This window comes from Saccharopolyspora flava, assembly GCF_900116135.1.
Taxonomy (GTDB): Bacteria; Actinomycetota; Actinomycetes; order Mycobacteriales; family Pseudonocardiaceae; genus Saccharopolyspora; species Saccharopolyspora flava.
In genome coordinates, this window is record NZ_FOZX01000008.1 from 206,942 (window position 1) to 221,575 (window position 14,634).

General features: G+C 71.7%; 9 protein-coding genes. 3 read left to right on the forward strand and 6 right to left on the reverse strand.

What is annotated here, in order from left to right; all coding sequences use genetic code 11:
• Positions 1-148 precede the first annotated feature (148 nt).
• Together BM424_RS21765 and BM424_RS21770 are read left to right on the forward strand one after the other, a co-directional pair.
• On the forward strand, positions 149-3,199 hold the full coding sequence (locus BM424_RS21765) for an arabinosyltransferase domain-containing protein (RefSeq protein ID WP_425442044.1): 3,051 nt from the start codon (positions 149-151) through the stop codon (positions 3,197-3,199).
• A 224-nt stretch (positions 3,200-3,423) separates the two neighbouring features.
• Positions 3,424-4,116 carry a helix-turn-helix domain-containing protein gene (locus tag BM424_RS21770; protein WP_093421140.1) on the forward strand — a complete coding sequence of 231 codons (693 nt, stop codon included), beginning with the start codon at positions 3,424-3,426 and terminating at the stop codon, positions 4,114-4,116.
• Here BM424_RS21770 and BM424_RS21775 read toward each other — a convergent pair.
• The 6 genes from BM424_RS21775 to BM424_RS21800 form a co-directional block, all read right to left on the reverse strand.
• A complete protein-coding gene (locus BM424_RS21775) occupies positions 4,101-5,006 on the reverse strand; it encodes a hypothetical protein (RefSeq protein WP_093421142.1) in 906 nt (301 codons plus the stop codon). The two genes, BM424_RS21770 and BM424_RS21775, sit on opposite strands and share 16 nt — an antisense overlap.
• A 64-nt stretch (positions 5,007-5,070) precedes the next feature.
• Entirely contained in the window at positions 5,071-8,037 is a 2,967-nt protein-coding gene (locus BM424_RS21780; protein WP_093421145.1) for a translation initiation factor IF-2 N-terminal domain-containing protein, read from the reverse strand.
• Between the two features lie 167 nt (positions 8,038-8,204).
• Positions 8,205-8,999 carry a TIGR03936 family radical SAM-associated protein gene (locus tag BM424_RS21785; RefSeq protein WP_093421148.1) on the reverse strand — a complete coding sequence of 265 codons (795 nt, stop codon included), beginning with the start codon at positions 8,997-8,999 and terminating at the stop codon, positions 8,205-8,207.
• 220 nt (positions 9,000-9,219) lie between these two features.
• Positions 9,220-11,184, reverse strand: coding sequence for a TIGR03960 family B12-binding radical SAM protein (locus tag BM424_RS21790; protein WP_093421149.1), 1,965 nt, complete (start codon positions 11,182-11,184; stop codon positions 9,220-9,222).
• Between the two features lie 89 nt (positions 11,185-11,273).
• Positions 11,274-11,690: a nucleoside-diphosphate kinase gene (ndk, locus tag BM424_RS21795; RefSeq protein ID WP_093421152.1), complete on the reverse strand. Its 417-nt coding sequence runs from the start codon at positions 11,688-11,690 to the stop codon at positions 11,274-11,276.
• 140 nt (positions 11,691-11,830) lie between these two features.
• Entirely contained in the window at positions 11,831-13,363 is a 1,533-nt protein-coding gene (locus tag BM424_RS21800) for an alkaline phosphatase D family protein (protein WP_093421154.1), read from the reverse strand.
• 165 nt (positions 13,364-13,528) lie between these two features.
• Between BM424_RS21800 and BM424_RS21805 the strand changes: the two genes are divergently transcribed.
• A complete protein-coding gene (locus tag BM424_RS21805) occupies positions 13,529-14,629 on the forward strand; it encodes a zinc-binding dehydrogenase (protein WP_093421157.1) in 1,101 nt (366 codons plus the stop codon).
• Positions 14,630-14,634: the final 5 nt, after the last annotated feature.

Sequence of the window (14,634 nt, forward strand, 5' to 3'; positions counted from 1 at the left end):
GGCGAAGAAATTGCGGCTGCTCGCCACGCTCCTGGGACTGGTCGGAACCGTCTTGGCGCTCCTGGTTCCGTTCCTCCCCGTCAACCACAAGGTGGGGACGTTGCGGTGGCCGACAGCAGAAGGAACCAGAGCGGTTTCCGCCCCGCTGGTGACCTACGAGCCCGTGTGGCTGGACGCGAAGGTCCCGTGCGCCTCGGCGCGAAGCCTGGACGCGCGGACCGAAGGGCCGGGGTTGCTGCTGAGCACCAACTCGCCCGACTCGGACTCCGGTCAGCTCACCGGCCTGGTCATGCAGGTCGACAACGGCCAGGCCCTGCTCTACAACAAGGGCCAGCAGATCGGCACCACCCCGCTGCCCGCCGGTGACTGCACCCTGAAGGTGCGCTCCGACGGCGGCGCCACCACCGCCACGGTCGGCGAGGAGCGGTGGGTCAACCAGACCGGCGACCAGCGCCCGCAGCTGACCGGGATCTACTCGGCGCTCGACGACAAGCGCGACGACGTGCGCGGGCTGGACTTCCAGGCGCGCGTGGACAACCGGTTCAGCTCCTGGGCGACCCCGCTCAAGACCACGGTCATCGTGCTCACCCTGGCCTCGTTCATCGGCTCGGTGCTGTGCCTGCGACGGCTGGACGCGCTGGCGGGCAGGCGCGCGCCGCGGCTGGCCCCGCGACGCTGGTGGCGGCCCACGCTGCGGGACGTCTCGGTGTTCGCCGCGCTGGGCATCTGGTGGCTGATCGGGGCGATGACCTCCGACGACGGCTACGTGCTGAGCATGGTGCGCTCCGAGCAGAGCGCCGGGTACGTCACCAACTACTACCGCTGGTTCGCCAACCCGGAATCGCCGTTCGGCTGGTTCTACGAGGTCTACTCGCTGTGGGTGCGGGTGTCGACGGCGACGCCGTGGGTGCGGCTGCCCGCGCTGCTGATGGGCATCATCAGCTGGCTGCTGATCTCCCGCGAGGTGCTGCCGCGACTCGGTCAGCAGGTGCGGCGCTCCAACGCCGCCGGCTGGGCCGCCGCCGCGGTGTTCCTGGCCTTCTGGCTGCCCTACAACAACGGTCTGCGCGCCGAGCCGGTCGTGGTGCTGTTCTCGCTGCTGGCGCTGTGCGCCGTCGAGCGGGCCGTGGCCACCGAGCGGCTCACGCCCGCCGCGCTGGGCCTGGTCGCCGCCGCGCTGTCGGTGGGCGTCAACCCGCACGGCCTGATCGCCGTGCTCCCCTACGTCGCCGGGTTCAAGCCGCTGTACCGGATGGTGCGCAAGCGCGCCGGGGAGTTCGGCTGGCTGCCCGTGCTGGCGCCGATCTCGGCGTCCGGGTTCGTGATGCTGACGCTGGTCTTCTACGACCAGACGTGGCAGTCGGTGATGGACGCGATGGAGCTCAAGACGACCTTCGGCCCCAACGGCCACTGGTACGAGGAGCTCAGCCGCTACCTGCTGCTGTTCAGCGAGAGCCCCGACGGGTCGCTGAGCCGCCGCTTCCCGGTGCTGCTGGTGATCCTGTGCGTGGCGACCTGCGCAGTGGTGCTGCTGCGGCGCGGACGGATCCGCGGTGCGGCGCTCGGCCCGAGCCGGCGCCTGCTGGCGGTGGCCGCGCTGTCGTTCGCGGTGCTGGCGCTGACGCCGACCAAGCACACCCACCACTTCGGCATCTTCGCCGCGGTCGGCGGGGCGCTGGCCGCGCTGACGGCGCTGGCCACCAGCTCCACGGTGCTGCGCTCGCGGCGCAACCGGATGGCGTTCGTGACCGGCCTGCTGGTGATCCTGGCCTTCGCGGCCACCGGCCCGAACGCCTGGTGGTACGTGTCCGGCTGGGGCATCCCGTGGTTCGACAAGCCGCCGTCGATCAAGGGCTACAAGGCCAGCACGATGATCCTCGGCCTGGCGTTCGTCACCGCCGTCATCGCGGTGATCGAGCACCTGCGCATCGACGAGAACAACCCGAAGATCGTCGACGAGAGCTGGGAGAGCAAGGAGAAGCGCAACCTGGCGCTGCGCTGGGGCACCGCGCCGCTGTCGGTGCTGTGCGCCCTGCTGGTGCTCGGCGAGCTCGCCGCGTTCGGCAAGGGCATCGTCGAGCAGGGGTCGAGCTACACGCTGGGCACCGACAACATCAAGCAGCTCACCCAGCACAGCTGCGGCCTGTCCGACTCGGTCGGCGTGGAGACCAACCCGCGCGAGGGCGTGCTCAAGGCCTCCGCGCAGCAGCCGACGGTGGCGGCTCCCGACGTGAAGGCGCCGCAGCGGCTGGCCAACCAGGAGAACGCCGAGCAGTACCTGCAGCCCAAGCAGGTCGGCTTCAGCGACCCGGGCGTGCCGCCGACCGACGAGTCCTCGCCGGAGGCGCCGAACTGGCGTCCGCCGAACCAGTTCGGCGGGCCGGAGGCTCCGGTGTGGGGCAGCTACGACGAGGCCGGGCAGTCCACCGGTGAGCTGCGCACTCCCTGGTACGACATCCCGGAGGAGGCCAAGGCGGGCAAGCTCCCGGTGGCGATCAGCATCGCCGGTGCGGAGACCGGCGCCAACCAGGTCTACTTCGAGCTGGGCAAGGACACCCCGCGGGGCTTCGAGATCACCCACCGCTACCCGGTCCAGCAGGGTCCGCCGCCGGGGTGGCGCGACCACCGCTACGTGCTCGGACCGGAGGGCAAGGACGCCACGAAGCTGCGGATGGTGCTGGTCGACCAGTCGCTGGGCCAGTCCGGCTGGCTGGCGGTGTCGGCGCCGCGCGTGCCGAAGCTGACGCAGCTGACGCAGTTCGTCGGCAACGACCCGACGTTCGTGGAGTGGCCGGCCGGTCTGGTGCACCCGTGCCTGAAGATCTCGGGGCTGTACAACGGCATCGCCGAGATGCCGAAGTTCCGGGTGAGCGCCGGTGAGCTGGTCCGCGACGTCGGTGCCGGCTGGTCGTCGCCGGACGCCGGTGGGTCGTTCGGCTGGATGACGGTCGCCGCGAGCGTCCGCAACCTGCCGACGTACCTGAACAACGACCCGCAGAAGGACTGGGGCTCGCTGTACCAGGTGCACCCCTACACGCCGGAGGCCCTGCCGGCCTCGGCGGCGCTGGAGCTGCACACGGAGACCCACTCGGGCCTCTGGTCCCCCGGCCCCCTCACCCAGGGCTTGCAGCTGCCGGGAGACATGCCCAGCTCCGACGACCGCACGGACATCCCCAACTTCAGCAGCGACCAGAACTGACCCGTCCCCTTCGCTGAGGCCCCGGTCCCGCCCGGACCGGGGCCTCACGTGTGTCCGCGCTCAGCACTGGACAGTTTTAGCCATAGTTGTCCGGGCAAAACGGACATTGATCATGGGTGATTATGGCTAAAACTGTCACCTGGTGACGACCGCGCCCTCCGCGACCGGGAAACCGCGTCGTGGTGGTGACACATACTTCGCGGGTGGGGTACTGGGAGTCGGGGGTGGACGCGGAGCTCCGGGGATTCGTGTCGTGCGCGTGGGGGCACGGCGGTGAGCCCGTCGGAGGTTCGCAGCTCGTCGTGCCCGATGGGTGCGTGGATGTGATCTGGCGGCCCGGCGGGATCGAGGTCGTGGGACCGGACACCGGGGCGTGGGTCTCGGGGATCGCGGCCGGGAGTTCGTTGTTCGGGATTCGGGCTCGGCCCGGGATGGCCGGGTTGCTGCTCGGGGTTCCCGCCGGGGAGGTGCGGGATCAGCGGGTCGATGCCGCGGATCTGTGGGGCGCTCGGGCCCGGGTGCTCGCCGAAGCGATCGACGAGCGGCCCGAGATGGCGCCGGTGCTGCTGGCGGACTTCGCTCGGCGACGACTCGCCGAGTGGGCGCCCGACCCGGTCGTGACCGCCGCCGTGGCCGCGCTGGACGACCCGCGCCCGCCGTCGGTGGCCGGGCTCGCCGACCGCGTCGGGGTCTCCGAGCGGCAGCTGCGCCGCCGGATCGGCGACGCCGTCGGCTACGGCCCCCGGACCCTGGTGAGCGTGCTGCGCTTCCAGCGGGCCGTGCGCGGCGCCGGGACGCGCCCGCTCGCCGACCTCGCCCAGGACTGCGGCTACGCCGATCAAGCCCACCTGACCAGGGAGTTCCGCAGGCTCTCCGGCACGACGCCGAAGCGCTTCCCCGGTCAGGCCTCGTCGTAGGCCCGCAGCACCCGCATCGCGTCGAGCGTGACCCGGGGCCTGCCCTCCAGGGCGGTGCCCGGCGACCACTCCAGCCAGTGGATCGGCCAGCCACCGTCCTCGCCCTGCTGCGCCGCCAGGTGGTCCAGGCCCCGCTCGATCTCGGCGTCGTCGAACCAGTCCCGCGCCAGGCTCCCCGGGTTCGCCGCGTAGTCGCAGGTCAGCGGCACCTCTCCGGAGGCGTAGCCGGGTGCGGTCCGCGCCCGCTCGGGGTGGTCGGGATCGAGCAGCACGTACCCGGCCTCGCGGATGAGCCCGCCGAGGCGCTCGGCGGCGGCGCGGGCGCGGTCTCGGTCCGGAACGTGGTCGAGGAAGGCGAGCGCGGCGATCGCCTCGTACGGGTGGGTCTCGGTGAGCGCGTCGACGCGCGTCCAGCAGAACTCCGTGGCCCCGGCCAGCCACGGGTGCGCGACCCCGTTGCGGTGCAGCACCCCGGCCAGCAGCGCCGTGGTCAGCAGCGCGCCCTCGGGCTCCTCGGCGATCGGGATCCACGGCGCGTGCGGGTAGTCCCCCAGCCGCAGGTCACCGCCGGGCACGCCGCCGTCGGGCCGGGTGATGGTGGTGAGGTGGTCGCAGATCGCCGGCGCGGCCTCGGCGCACTGGCCGATCTCGTCGAGGATCGTCAGCGCCGTCCAGGTCTGCAGCGGCTGGCTGATGGGACCGCGCGCGTCCGGCTCCAGCCCGTAGCCGAAGCCGCCGTCGGCGCAGCGGTAGGCCTCCAGCGCGGTGCGCACCGGCTCGGCCGGTCCCCCGGCGTGGAGGTGTTCGAAGCGGCGCTGCTCCAGCACGCGCGCCGTCAACCAGATGAAGCGCTCGGCGGCCGCCAGGCGCTGCGGGGTGAGACGAGTCATGCCCCGACGCTAAAGCGAGATGGCCGACCCGTTCTTGAACGGATCGGCCATCTCGCGGATCAGATCAGCTCTCGGCGGGCTGGTCGCTCGCCGACGGACCGGACGGGCGCGAGACCGCGCGGCGCCGGGTCCGGCGAACCGGGGCGGCCGGTTCGACGTTGGCCAGGGCGTCGGTCGTGGACTGCTGCGCGGCCGGCTTGGCGACCACCAGCGGCTGCACCGGAGCACCCGCGCTGCCGGCGGACCGGACGGCCTTGCGACGCGCCGGGGCACCGTTGGCGGACTCCTTCTTCGGCTCGACCGGAGCCGAAGGAGCCTCGCCGGCCTGCGGCTTCTCCGCGACCGGCTTCTCCGCGACGGGCTTCTCGGCGACCGGCGCAGCGGCCTCCGCAGGCTTCGTCTCGACCGGCTTCGCCTCAGCGGGCTTGGGCTCGGCCTTCGGCTCGGGCTTGCGCTCCTCCGCCTTCGGCTCGGCCTTGGGCTCCGGCGCCTTGTCCTCGCCCTTCGGCTTGGACTCCTGCTTCGGCTCCGCCTTCGGCTCGGGAGCCTTCTCGGCGGCCTTCTCCGAGGACTTCTCGGTGGCCTTCGCCTCGGGCGCCTGCTGCTCGGTGTCCTGCTGCTTGCCGCGGTTGCGGTTGCGGCGGCCACCGCCGTTGCCGTTCTGGTTGTTGCCGCCGCCGTTGCCGCCACCGCCGTTGCCGTGCTGGTGGTTGATCGGCTCGGTGGAGACCATCAGCCCGCGCCCGCGGCAGTGCTCGCAGGTGCTGCTGTAGGCCTCCAGCAGACCGGTGCCGACCCGCTTGCGGGTCATCTGCACCAGACCCAGCGAGGTCACCTCGGCGACCTGGTGGCGGGTGCGGTCCCGGCCCAGGCACTCGGTGAGGCGGCGCAGCACCAGGTCGCGGTTGGACTCCAGCACCATGTCGATGAAGTCGATGACGATGATGCCGCCGATGTCGCGCAGCCGGAGCTGGCGGACGATCTCCTCCGCGGCCTCCAGGTTGTTGCGGGTGACCGTCTCCTCCAGGTTGCCCCCGGAGCCGGTGAACTTGCCGGTGTTGACGTCGATGACCGTCATGGCCTCGGTGCGGTCGATGACGAGGTAACCGCCGGAGGGCAGCCAGACCTTGCGGTCCAGCGCCTTGGCGATCTGCTCGTTGATCCGCTTCTCGTGGAACACGTCGTTCTTGCCGACGTGCTTCTCCAGCCGCGACGCCAGGTCGGGCGCGACGTGGCCGACGTAGGCCTCGATGGTCTCCCACGCGTCGGTGCCCTGGACGGTCATCGACGAGAAGTCCTCGGTGAACAGGTCGCGGACGACCTTGATCAGCAGGTCGGGCTCCTCGTAGAGCAGCTGCGGGGCGTTGGCACCGGGGGTCTCGGCCTTCTCCTTGATGACCTCCCACTGCGCCTGCAGCCGCCGCACGTCGCGGTCGAGGGCCTCCTCGCTGGTGCCCTCGGACGCGGTCCGGATGATCACGCCGGCGTTCTCCGGGACGATCCGCTTGAGGATCTCCTTGAGGCGCTTGCGCTCGTTGTCGGGCAGCTTGCGGCTGATGCCGGTGGCGCCGCCGCCCGGCACGTAGACCAGGAACCGGCCCGGCAGGCTGATCTGGGTGGTCAGGCGGGCGCCCTTGTGGCCGACCGGGTCCTTGGTGACCTGCACCAGGACGCTGTCGCCGGTCTGCAGCGCCTGCTCGATGCGGCGGGCCTTGCCCGCGAGCCCGGCGGCGTCCCAGTCGACCTCACCGGCGTAGAGGACCGCGTTGCGGCCCCGGCCGATGTCGACGAAGGCGGCCTCCATGCTGGGCAGCACGTTCTGCACGCGGCCCAGGTAGACGTTGCCGACCAGCGAGCCGGAGCCCGAGGAGGTCACGAAGTTCTCGACGAGGACGTTGTCCTCGAGCACCGCGATCTGGGTCTGCTCGCCGTTCTGGCGGACCACCATCTTGCGGTCCACCGACTCGCGGCGGGCCAGGAACTCCGACTCCGACAGCACCGGTGCGCGGCGACGACCGGCCTCGCGGCCGTCCCGGCGGCGCTGGCGCTTGGCCTCCAGGCGGGTCGAGCCCTTGACGGCGCGGACCTCGTCGTCGCTGGAGTCCTGGCGCGAGGAGGACTCGGAGGGCTCGCGGACGTGCACGACGGTGTTCGGCGGGTCGTCCTCGCGGGTGCCGCTCTCGTCGTCGGAGGTGCCCTTGCGGCGACGACGGCGACGACGGCGGCGCGAGCCCTCGCCCTGTCCCTCGGACTCGGCGGGCTGCTCCTCGGACGACTCCTCCGCGGACTCGCCGGCGCTGTCGGCCTGCGCGCCCTCGGACTGGGTGGACTCGGAGGTCTCCTCGCCGCCGTTGTCGGACTCGGAGTCGGCACCCCGGCCCCGGCCGCGACCGCGGCGACCGCGGCGGCGACGGCGGCGGTTGCCGGACTCGCCGGAGTCGTCGTCGCCGTCGGCGGACTCGGTCTGCGTTTCCTCCGAGGTCGACTCCTCGGCGGCGGGCGCCTCGGCGGCCTCGGGTGCGGCGGCGGGTTCCGGCGCGGCGGCCGGTGCCTCCACCGGCGCCTGCGGCGCCAGGAACATGGCCTCCGGAGCCGCGAACAGCGGCGTCAGGCCGACGGCCGAGGAGTCCTGACCACCGGCGGGTGCCGGGGCGAAGTCGGCGGCGGGCACGGAGGCCTGCTCCGGCTCGGCCGTCCCAGCGGGCTCAGCGGTCGCAGCGGCCCCGGTGGTCTCGGCGGGCGCAGGCGTCTCGGCCGTGTCCTCGCCGCTGTCGTCGGCGACCATCTCCGGGTTCAGCACCTGCACGACGCGCAGGGCCAGGTCCCGGTTGATGTTCGACTGGGCGCTGCGGACCGGCTCACCGATCTCGTCGAGCGCCTTGATGACCTCCCGGCTGCTGGCTCCCAGCAGCTTGGCGAGTGCGTGCACCCGGAGCTTGGCGGGCAGCTCGATCGTGCCCTGCTCCTCCTGGGTGGGTGTGGGCGATTGCCCGCTGGCGTTGTTCCCAGCGGGCGTGTCCATGTTCAACATCCAGCTCCTCCGCCCCCGGGCGCGTCCGGGTGGACGCGGCCGCACAGAGGCATGTGCGATCTTCTCGTTTCCGTCGCCCTCGAGCGACGGCAATTCTTCGTGGTCCCTCCGCCCCGGACCTGCAGGCCGGGAAGCCGTACGGCGGGTCGACGACGTCACGCCGTCCGTCACCCGGCCGCGGGCTCTCCCGCCGGAGTCCGGTCGCCGACTGAGTCCTGGGCCAACGGGTCGGCAATGCCTCCCCCGTCATCGAGCCGACCCTGTTCCAGCCGGGTCGCGCTCGCGGCGGCCGACGGTGCCAGACCGGCGACGACACGCAGGGCGCTCAGTACGTCGTCGGGTCGTACGACGGGTGTTGTCTGCCGCACGACCGTAACGAGTATCCCATACGGTGCGGACGCCTCGGGCCAATCGTCCACCCGGGGGGTCGCGCCGCGTTTTTGATCACGCTCCGCGATCGGCCGAGGACCTTCCAGGACCTCCGCGCTGAGCAGCGCGGCGCGGGCGTCGATGGTGCGCCTGCCGTCCTTGGTCATGCGCTCGACCAGCGCGCTGTCGGCGGCCATCAGCTGCTCGGCCGCCCGGCGCAGGTCGTCCACCTCGACGCCGGGCACGTCGATGCGCCACTTGCTGACCTCGAGCCGGTCCGCGAGCGGGCCCGGACGCGCCTCCACCGCCGTGAGCAGGTCGATCCCGTCCGGCAGAGCGGCGTCCAGCTCGACGCGCAGCGCCTCGGGATCGACGCGCTCCACTAACTGCAGCTCGACGTACTCGGCTTCGCTGGACACACCGGTGGGCACGGCTCCGGCCCAGGACACCTTCGGGTGCGGGCTGAAGCCCTGGGAGTAGGCCATCGGCACGCCGGCCCGGCGCAGCGCGCGCTCGAACGTGCGCGCCACGTCGCGGTGCGAGGTGAACCGCAGCCTGCCCCGTTTGGCGTAGCGCAGGCGCAGCTTCTGCACCGGCGGCGCCGAGGGATTGGGGTGATCTCGCCGACTCAGAATACCTCCCCGACCATGATCGTCATCGTCGGTCCCCCAGGACCGCTCACGATGCCGATGCTTGCCTGCTCAACCGCGCGGTGACAAGCACCTCGCGGGAAGTTTTCGATCCAGACCGTACCTGGCCGCCGGTGTCGCGCACGTTCGCGCGCGACGCTTCCGCCGTGCGCGAACGTGCAGGTCAGCTGTTGCTGAACGCAGGATTCCGGACCGGCGAACCCTGTCCGACCGGCGAGATCGGCAGCAGTTTTCGCCCGGTCGGGCCGACCTCGATGTCGGTGCCCATCGTCGGGCACACGCCGCAGTCGAAGCACGGCGTCCAGCGGCAGTCGTCCTGCTCGCGGGCGTCGAGGGCGTCCTGCCAGTCCGCCCACAGCCACTCCTTGTCCAGCCCGGAGTCCAGGTGGTCCCAGGGCAGGATCTCGTTCTCGGTGCGCTCGCGGGTGGTGAACCAGGCCAGGTCCACGCCCAGCTCGGCGAGCTCGGCCTCGGCGCACTCGACCCAGCGCTCGTAGGAGAAGTGCTCGTTCCAGCCGTCGAAGCGACCGCCCTCGCGCCACACCCGCTCGATGACCCGGCCCAGCCGGCGGTCACCGCGCGAGAGCAGGCCTTCGATCAGCGAGGGCTTGCCGTCGTGGTAGCGCATGCCGATGTTGCGGCCCAGCGAGCGGTCGGTGTTGATCGCCTCGCGGAGCTTGCGCAGCCGGTCGTCGATGGTCTCCGGGTCGGTCTGCGAGGCCCACTGGAACGGCGTGTGCGGCTTCGGGACGAACCCGCCGATGGAGATCGTGCACCGGATGTCCTTGCGGCCCGATGCCTCGCGACCTGCGCGGATGACCTCCTTGGCCATCTCGGCGATCTGCAGGACGTCTTCGTCCTCCTCGGTCGGCAGACCGCACATGAAGTACAGCTTGACCTGCCGCCAGCCGTTGGCGAAGGCCGCCGAGACGGTGCGGATCAGGTCCTCCTCGGAGACCATCTTGTTGATCACCCGGCGGATCCGCTCGCTGCCGCCCTCGGGCGCGAAGGTCAGCCCGGAGCGGCGGCCGTTGCGGGACAGCTCGTTGGCCAGGTCGATGTTGAACGCGTCGACCCGGGTCGAGGGCAGCGACAGACCGGTGTTGGTGCCCTCGTAGCGGTCGGCCAGGCCCTTGGTGATCTCGCCGATCTCGGAGTGGTCGGCCGAGGACAGCGACAGCAGGCCGACCTCCTCGAAGCCGGTGTTCTCCAGGCCCTTCTGGACCATCTCGCCGATGCCCTCGATGGAGCGCTCCCGCACCGGGCGGGTGATCATCCCGGCCTGGCAGAAGCGGCAGCCGCGGGTGCAGCCGCGGAAGATCTCCACGCTCATCCGCTCGTGCACGCTCTCGGCGAGCGGGACCAGCGGCTGCTTCGGGTACGGCCAGTCGTCGAGCTCCATCGTGGTGCGCTTGAACACCCGGTACGGGGCGCGCTCCTGGTTGGGCACGACCTCGGCGATGGCGCCGTCGTCGCCGTAGGAGACGTCGTAGAACTTGGGGACGTAGACGCCGCCGGACTCGGCCAGCCGCAGCAGCAGCTCGTCGCGGCCACCCGGGCAGCCCTCGTTCTTCCAGCGCCGGACGGCCTCGGTGATCTCCAGAACGGCTTCCTCGCCGTCGCCCAGCACGGCCGCGTCGAGGAAGTCGGCGATCGGCTCCGGGTTGAACGCGGCGTGCCCACCGGCCAGCACGATCGGATGATCATCGGTGCGGTCGGTGGCGTGCAGCGGGATGCCCGCCAGGTTCAGCGCGCTGAGCAGGTTGGTGTAACCGAGCTCGGTGGCGAAGCTGATGCCGAAGACGTCGAAGGCGCCGACCGGGCGGTGGGCGTCCACGGTGAACTGCGGGATGTCGTGCTCGCGCATCAGCTCCTCGAGGTCCGGCCACACCGCGTAGGTGCGCTCGGCGAGCACGTCCTCCTGCTCGTTGAGGACCTCGTAGAGGATCTGAACGCCCTGGTTGGGCAGCCCGACCTCGTAGGCGTCGGGATACATCAGGCACCACCGCACGGTGGTGTCCTCCCACGCCTTCACGGTCGAGTTGAGCTCGCCGCCCACGTACTGCACGGGCTTGGAAACCCGCGGCAGCAAGGGCTCCAACCTGTCGAAAACGGACTCCACAGCCACGCGACCAGGGTAGAGGTCTCCTGACGCGAAGCCGACCGGGGGCGATTCCAGCCGGGACGCGCCCGGCTGAAACCACCCTGCGTCAGTGCTCAGGCGCCCAGTTCCGGGAACCAGAGCTTGAGCTCGCGGGCCGCGGATTCCGGGGAGTCCGAGCCGTGGACCAGGTTGTACTGGACCTCGAGGCCGAAGTCGCCGCGGATGGAGCCCGGGGCGGCCTTCTCGACCGGGTCGGTGCCGCCGGCCAGCTGGCGGAACGCCGCGATGGCCTTCGGGCCCTCGACGCAGGCCGCCACGACCGGGCCGCCGGTGATGAACTCGATCAGGCTCTCGAAGAACGGCTTGCCGTCGTGCTCGGCGTAGTGCTGCTCGGCGAGCTGGCGGTCGACGTTCTTGAGCTCCAGCGCGACCAGCTTCAGGCCCTTGCGCTCGATGCGGCTGATGACCTCGCCGACGAGGCCCCGCTCGACGCCGTCGGGCTTGACCAGCACCAGAGTGCGCTCGCTCACGTTCTCTCTCCTCACGTCACGGTTGCGCCGGGCGAGACGACCCTGCGCCCGAATTGACCGCAAGCGTATCGACGCAGGTGAACCCACCCCTCCCGGGGCCCGAATCGATCACGCCTCGGGCGAGGTGGGAACCCGGGACGTCAGCGCTGCGGGTCGAGGGTCTTGGTCCAGAGGTAGATGCCCTGCTGGTTGCGGAGGTCGACGGTGAGCTGCTCGGTGTCGCCGTCGATGGTGACCTCGCCGAAGTGCTGGAAGCCCTCCAGCGGGGACGCGCCCTGGCGGGTGGGGGCGCTGACGAAGGCGACCTCCGGGCCGAAGGTCGGGTCCATGTCGTTGGGGCCGAAGGCACCGGCGTGCAGCGGGCCGGAGACGAACTCCCAGAAGTCGTCGAAGCCGGTGAACGCGGCGCGCTCCGGCGAGTAGTGGATCGCCGCCGAGTAGTGCACGTCAGCGGTCAGCCAGACGACGTTGCGGACCCGGCGGCGGCTGATCTCCTGCAGCACCCGGGCCAGCTCGGCCTCGCGGCCGTTGGGGACGCCGGGCAGGCCGTTGGCGACGGCCTCGATGTTGTCGCCGTCGGGGACGACGATGCCGAGCGGCATGTCCGAGGCGATGACCTTCCAGGTCGCGCGGGACTTCGCCAGCTCGTCGACCAGCCAGCGGGCCTGCTTCTCGCCGAGGATCCGCTCCGGCGTCGTGCCCGGCGAGTTCGCGTCGCGGTAGCTGCGCATGTCGAGCACGAAGACGTCCAGCAGCGGACCGTGCGAGACCTTGCGGTAGACGCGGCCGTCGACGGCGTCCTGCCTGCGGACCGGCTGCCACTCGTGGAACGCCCGGAACGCGCGCTCGGCCAGCACGTCCACCCGCTTCTCGGTGTACTCGTCGTCGTCGAGGATCTCGCCCGGGTACCAGTTGTTGGTGACCTCGTGGTCGTCCCACTGGATCAGCTGCGGCACGTTCGCGACGAAGGCGCGCATGTTCTCGTCGAGCAGGTTGTAGGCGAACTGGCCCCGGTACTCGGCGAGCGTCTCGGCGACCTTGCTCTTCTCCGGGGTGACGACGTTGCGCCACACCCGGCCGTCGGGCAGCGTCACCGACTCCTCCAGCGGCCCGTCGGCGTAGACGGTGTCGCCGCTGTGCAGGAAGAAGTCCGGGCGGCGCTCGGCCATCGCGCGGTAGATCGTCATGCCGCCGAGGTCGGGGTTGATGCCCCAGCCCTGGCCCACCACGTCGCCCGACCACAGGAACCGCACGTCCTCGCGGTCCTGCGGGACCGTGCGGAAGCTGCCGGTGAGGCCCTCGCTCGCCACCCGGCCGTCGAGGTCCTCGGCGGTGACCCGGTAGTGCACCTCGGCCCCGGCGGGCAGGCCGGAGAGCCGCAGCTCACCGGTGCCGTCGGTGTCGGGGGTCAGGGTCGGGCCGGGGACGCGCAGCGCGTCCCGGAAGTCCGGGCGGCCGGAGATCTCCACGAACATCCGGGACGGGCGGTCGGCGCGGGTCCACACCACGGCTCCGTCCGGGCGCGGGTCGCCCAGCTGCACGCCGTGGGTCAGCACGGGACGGCCGGAGCGCGCGAACGCGGGCGCGGGCAGCAGCGCGCCGGCGGCGAGCAGGCCGGCACCGGCGACGCCGCCGCGCAGCAGGGCGCGGCGGGACAGGTTCTCGGGGGTCATGGGCCCGGTTGTAATCCGCCCAGGCCGCGCGCGGCTCACGGCTGATCGACGGTTAGGTGAAACTTCGGTGCCGACTTGCCGTTCCGGCGCGCGCCCTGGTGCGTGCCCGCCCGGACCGATAACTTCACGGCCGAACCGACTGGCCGGTCTGACGAGGAGGTCACGATGCGCGCCGCCGTGCACACCGCCGCCCACGAACCGCTGCGGATCGAGCAGCTGGACGATCCGACGCCGCAGGCGGGCGAGGTCGCCATCGACGTGCGCTCCTGCGGCGCCTGCCACAGCGACCTGCACGTGATCAAGGGCGAGCTGCCGTTCCCGACGCCCGCGGTGCTCGGCCACGAGGTGGCCGGGGTGGTCTCCGAGCTCGGACCCGGCGTCAGCGGGCTGTCGGTGGGCGACCCGGTCGTGACCAGCTTCATCATGCCCTGCGGCCAGTGCGGGCAGTGCTCGCGCGGCAACGAGGAGATCTGCGAGCGGTTCTTCCGGTTCAACCGCGCCCAGGGCAAGCTCTACGACGACGACACCCGGCTGCACCGCCCGGGCGGCGAGCCGGTGTGGATGTACTCCCAGGGCGGCATGGCCGAGCGCTGCGTGACCCCGGTGACCTCGGTGTACCGGGTGCCCGACGGCGTGGAGCTCTCCGACGTCGCCTCGGTCGGCTGCTCGACGATGACGGCCTACGGCGCGCTGCGGCACGCGGCGAACGTGCAGGTCGGCGACACCGTGGCGGTGGTCGCGGCGGGCGGGGTCGGTTCGGCGCTGATCCAGCTGGCGGCGGTGTTCGGCGCGTCGATGATCATCGCGGTGGACATCAGCGACGACAAGCTCACCGCGGCCCGCGAGCTCGGCGCCACGCACGTGGTGAACTCGTCCGAGGTGGACGCCCCGGCGGTGATCCGCGAGCTGACCGGTGGCCGCGGCGTGGACGTCGCGTTCGAGGCGCTGGGCGCGGTGCCGACGTTCAACGTCGCCCGCGACTCGGTCGTCGAGGGCGGTCAGGTCGTGGTCGTGGGCATCGCCGCCAAGGGCACGACAGGCGAGTTCGACCTCGCCACGATCGCCCGGCGCAAGCTGCAGATCAAGGGCTCCTACGGCGCCAAGCCGCGCCGCGACATGCCGGTCCTGCTCGACCTCGTCGCGCGCGGTCACCTCCGCCCGCAGGACGCCATCAGCCGCCGCTACCCGTTCGAGAAGGTCCAGGACGCCTTCGACGCCCTCAACCGCGGCGAGGTCCTCGGCCGGGCCGTCGTCGACCTCGGCTGACCCGG

Bases quoted from the DNA above. Each gene is read 5' to 3' on its own strand.
- BM424_RS21775 (WP_093421142.1), bottom strand. From the start codon at position 5,006: ATGACTCGTCTCACCCCGCAGCGCCTGGCGGCCGCCGAGCGCTTCATC.
- BM424_RS21780 (WP_093421145.1), bottom strand. From the start codon at position 8,037: ATGTTGAACATGGACACGCCCGCTGGGAACAACGCCAGCGGGCAATCG.
- BM424_RS21800 (WP_093421154.1), bottom strand. From the start codon at position 13,363: ATGACCCCCGAGAACCTGTCCCGCCGCGCCCTGCTGCGCGGCGGCGTC.
- BM424_RS21805 (WP_093421157.1), top strand. From the start codon at position 13,529: ATGCGCGCCGCCGTGCACACCGCCGCCCACGAACCGCTGCGGATCGAG.